Here is a 4,269-nt window from a genome sequence, read left to right as displayed (position 1 = left end):
CGCCGAGGCGTGGCGCGCGCGTGACTTGGCCGTGCTGTGGCACCCCTGCACACAAATGCGCGAACACCCCGATGCCCTGCCGTTATTTCCGGTGGCACGCGGCGATGGCGCATGGCTGGTGGGGCATGACGGTCAGCGCGTACTGGATGCCGTCAGCAGTTGGTGGACCAATATCCACGGCCATGCCGAGCCGCGTATTGCCACCGCCATTGCCAACCAAGCCCACACATTGGAACAGGTGATCTTGGCCGGATGCTCGCATGCCCCGGCCGTGGAATTGGCCGAACGTCTGCTCGCGCTTGCCCCGCGCGAGGCCGGACGCGCGCCGCTGTCCAAGGTGTTCTATGCCGATAACGGCTCGGCCGGGGTGGAAGTGGCGCTGAAGATGGCCTTTCACTGGTTTCACAACCAAGGCATTACCGGCCGCACCCGCTTTGTTGCCCTGCACGGCAGCTATCACGGTGAGACCCTCGGCGCGCTGTCAGTGGGCGATTTGCCGCTGTATCGGCGCGTGTACGCGCCATTGCTATTGGACGTTTTGTTTGCGCCATCACCCGATGCCTTTGGCAGCCGCAACGTGACGGATGCCATCACCCGCGCCAACGCCGCTGCGGATGCCTTGGCGGTGTTGTTTGAAACGCACGCTGGCGAAATCTGCGCCTTTATCCTGGAACCGTTGGTGCAGTGCGCCGGCGGCATGCGCATGCATCACCCGCAGTATTTGCGCCGCGTGCGTGAGCTGTGCGACACCCATGGCATCTTCTTGATTGCCGATGAAATCGCGGTGGGTTTTGGTCGCACTGGCACCCTGTTTGCCTGCGAACAGGGCGGCATCCAACCCGATTTATTGTGTCTATCCAAAGGCCTGACCGGCGGCTTTTTGCCCTTGTGCGCGGTGCTTGCCACCCAGCGAATTTACGACGGCTTTTTGGATGATTCACGCGAGCGTGCTTTTTTGCATTCGCATAGTTATAGCGGTAACCCACTGGCCTGCGCCGCCGCATTGGCCTCGCTGAATATTTTTGCCAGCGATGCGGTGTTGGCACGCAACCACGACACCGCGCAAATGATGGCGGCCTTGGCTGCGCCATTGCGCTCGTACCCGCTGGTCGCCGAGGTGCGCCAGACCGGGATGATCCTCGCCATCGAACTGTCCCCAGAGCCCGACAACCACGACGATGGCCACGCCGTGGAAATCGCTGGCCGGCGCGGCTTGCGGATGTATCGCCACGCTTTGGAACATGGCGTGCTGCTGCGCCCACTGGGGGATGTGTTGTATTGGATGCCGCCGTATTGCATTGACACTGCGCAATTGCAGCACTTGGCCAGCGTTACCGCCGCAACATTGGAGGAAGCAAGCCGATGCGCCTGACCCGCAGTTATGTGACAGCCCCGCTTGCGGTTGGGCACACCTTGGTGTTGCCTGAAGATGTCGCAGCACATCTGCTGCGGGTACTGCGCTTACAGGTGGGCGATGCCTGTGTGTTGTTCAATGGCGATGGCCACGACTACGACGCGCGCATCAGCATGCTTGGCAAGCGTGAAGCGCAGGCCGAGGTGCTCGCCGCACGCCAGATCAACAACGAATCGTCCCTGCGCATCACCCTGCTACAAGGCATCGCGCGCGGTGAAAAAATGGATTTGATCCTGCAAAAAGCCACCGAACTGGGTGTGGCCAAGATTCTGCCAGTGATGAGTGATCGCAGTGAAGTCAAATTGGATGCGCAGCGCGCCGACAAGCGCGTGGCGCACTGGCGTGAAGTGGTGATCGCAGCCTGCGAGCAAAGTGGCCGCGCGCGCGTTCCTGAGGTGCTGCCACCACAGCCACTTGCGCAGGCGGCAGGCTTGCGCAGTGGGTGTGGTTTCCTTATGGATCCAACCGCCGCTACGTCCTTGACCCTGTTGCGTGACACGCCCATGGCCGCTTGCACCTTGGCCATTGGCCCAGAAGGCGGCTGGTCCACACGTGACCGCGAGCAATTACAGGCCGCCGGGTTTGCAGGGCTGCGTCTTGGCCCACGCATCCTGCGTACCGAAACCGCAGGCTTGGCCGCTATCGCGGCGCTGCAAGTCTTAGCGGGGGATTTGGGGTAAGTGCATCGGCGGTATCTATCCCGCGCGCACCCACAGCCCCGCTGCGGAGTTACACCGCCAATGCCAAAGTTTCGCGCAGGCTGTCTTCCAGCGCAGCAAGGTCCGGCACCATCGCTTCGTCTTCGTTGTGGCGCACCCGCGACAACACGCCCATCGGCAAGTCGTCATCGCCTTCCAAGGTTACCAAGGAAGTCTCGGTGACCGTCACCAAGCGTGGGAAGCCTTGGGTCAACATGGCGAAATAGGGATGCTTTTCATCGCCACCCAGCGCCTTCAACACGATCACCTTGCTACCCAGGCCACCCTCTTCATCGGCGAGTTCAGCAAACCGCGAAAATGACACCAACGGCAATTGCCAGCCGCGCCAGCGGATACGACCCAGCAGCCAGTCCGGCGCATCGGCAACGGGTTCTGGCGGCGCAAACGACAACACTTCGGCAATGGTGGCGTTGGGCAGCAGCAGGCGTGCCTGTGCCACTTGGATGAGCACGCCACGAATGATGTGGGCAATCTCGGACATGGGTTACCTCAAACTGGCCAGCGTTGCAGCAGCGAACGGGAAATTTCGGCCAAGCTACGCGCCTCGCCACCGCGTGCCACCAGCAGCTTGCTGGTAGCGGGATCAAAACAATTTTCAGGTGCCTGGCCATACACCAAAGCCCCGCCCAGCCGCAGCGAGAGTGCTGGATCCACCAGTGCAATGTCGGCGCCACTCAGCAGCAGCATGGCACTATCAGCAGGGCGCAAATTGATAAAACGGGCCACACCTTCGGTTGCTACCAAGGCCAACCCACCTTCAACCTGCTGGACATCGACATGTTCAGGCAACACATAGATATGCCCATGCGCAAGCACGTCGCCGGCTTGCCCCAAACTGACCTTTAATTGCGCAGCACGCTGCATCTGGCGCACCAGTTTGTCGTATTGCCCGCCATCAACGCGCTGGCGCAGCAACACCGCACGCGGGAACCCCTCCGGCAGACTGGCCAAGACCTGACGCACGGCATCTGGCCCACCCACACCCGCCGAAATCACCACCGCACCTTCGGTCAATTCTGGTGCTTTCACCGGCTCTGCCGTATTCAGCGGAAGCACCGCAACCTGCTTGGCAAGCATTTCCATTTCCTGCGCCAAATCCTTTGGTGCATCGGGATTTGGTACCGCCGGCAATACATCGTCATGGCCATGCAATTTGGCGGCTAGATGGCGCATCCAGCGTGCCGCCTCCCAGCCTTCGCGCCTGGCAGCCACATCGGCATCGTCAAACAGCACAGTCAGTGCTGGATTGGCCAATGCATCATCAAAGCGATCCAACGTCGCTTCGATGATCGGATCCAAAACCACCAAGACAGCATGTGGCATTGCAGCCTGTAATGCCGTCACCGTGTCGGCAGCGGGATCCAACACCGCCACCAACTCGGCCCCAGCGCCGCGCACGGCCGCCTCGGTGCGTTCGCGCGCCGCACCGGCGCGCGCCACCACCACTACCCGACGCCTGCTCATTGCAGGTTTCCATCGCCCGTGTTTTCAACCCCGAGCAGTTCAAACACATTGCGCATGAGCTCGGCTTCTTGATACGGCTTGCCCAGATAACGTTCGACACCCAAGTCCATCGCGCGCTGGCGGTGTTTTTCACCGGTACGCGAGGTGATCATGATAATCGGCACGTTGCGCAAACGTGGATCGGCCTTCATCGCCGTCGCCAACTCGTAACCGTCCATGCGTGGCATTTCGATGTCGAGCAGCATCAAGTCGGGGACAAAATCGGCCATCCGCTCCAATGCATCCAAGCCATCCTTCGCGGTCGCCACCTCGAAACTGTGCCGTTCCAGCACGCGGCCGGTGACCTTGCGCATGGTGACCGAGTCGTCCACCACCATGACCAGCGGCACCCCACGTTGTTCGACCGCCGACACCACCGGGGCAGCTTCGCGCGGTGCAGTCACGAAGCGACGCACCAACGGCACCACGTCCAGAATCACCACCACGCGGCCATCGCCCATGATGGTGGCGCCGAAGATGCCGGGAATCGACAGCAATTGCGGGCCGCCAGATTTCACCACGATTTCGCGGCTGCCCACCACCTGATCCACCGCCACCGCCGCGCGCAAATCGCCCGAACGCACCAACAACAGCGGCATCTGCAAGTGGCCTTCGGCCTTGGCTGTGGCCGAG

Annotated in this window: 5 protein-coding genes; 2 read left to right on the top strand and 3 right to left on the bottom strand. The window is 61.5% G+C overall.

From position 1 onward, the window contains the following. The coding region (bioA, locus tag QWB57_RS10215; protein WP_288969416.1) for an adenosylmethionine--8-amino-7-oxononanoate transaminase at window positions 1–1,372 on the top strand (1,372 nt) is incomplete at its 5' end. Beyond that, on the top strand, window positions 1,363–2,094 hold the full coding sequence (locus QWB57_RS10210; RefSeq protein WP_288969415.1) for a 16S rRNA (uracil(1498)-N(3))-methyltransferase: 732 nt from the start codon (window positions 1,363–1,365) through the stop codon (window positions 2,092–2,094). The genes bioA and QWB57_RS10210, both read left to right, overlap by 10 nt. A 49-nt stretch (window positions 2,095–2,143) precedes the next feature. On the opposite strand, the gene QWB57_RS10205 is transcribed toward QWB57_RS10210, so the two are convergent. The 3 genes from QWB57_RS10205 to QWB57_RS10195 all read right to left on the bottom strand — a co-directional run. After that, window positions 2,144–2,614, bottom strand: coding sequence for a chemotaxis protein CheW (locus QWB57_RS10205; protein WP_288969414.1), 471 nt, complete (start codon window positions 2,612–2,614; stop codon window positions 2,144–2,146). A gap of 8 nt (window positions 2,615–2,622) precedes the next feature. Next, a complete protein-coding gene (locus QWB57_RS10200; RefSeq protein WP_288969413.1) occupies window positions 2,623–3,597 on the bottom strand; it encodes a chemotaxis protein CheB in 975 nt (324 codons plus the stop codon). Then, window positions 3,594–4,269, bottom strand: a 676-nt coding sequence (locus QWB57_RS10195; RefSeq protein WP_288969412.1) for a hybrid sensor histidine kinase/response regulator, incomplete at its 5' end; no start/stop codon positions are given. The genes QWB57_RS10195 and QWB57_RS10200, both read right to left, overlap by 4 nt.

The organism is uncultured Thermomonas sp., from assembly GCF_937872235.1.
Lineage (GTDB): Bacteria > Pseudomonadota > Gammaproteobacteria > Xanthomonadales > Xanthomonadaceae > Thermomonas > Thermomonas beijingensis.
The sequence above is the reverse complement of the archived record's forward strand: the minus strand, read 5'-3'. Positions and strand labels throughout refer to the sequence as shown.

Bases quoted from the DNA above. Each gene is read 5' to 3' on its own strand.
- QWB57_RS10205 (WP_288969414.1), bottom strand. From the start codon at position 2,614: ATGTCCGAGATTGCCCACATCATTCGTGGCGTGCTCATCCAAGTGGCA.
- QWB57_RS10200 (WP_288969413.1), bottom strand. From the start codon at position 3,597: ATGAGCAGGCGTCGGGTAGTGGTGGTGGCGCGCGCCGGTGCGGCGCGC.
- QWB57_RS10210 (WP_288969415.1), top strand. From the start codon at position 1,363: ATGCGCCTGACCCGCAGTTATGTGACAGCCCCGCTTGCGGTTGGGCAC.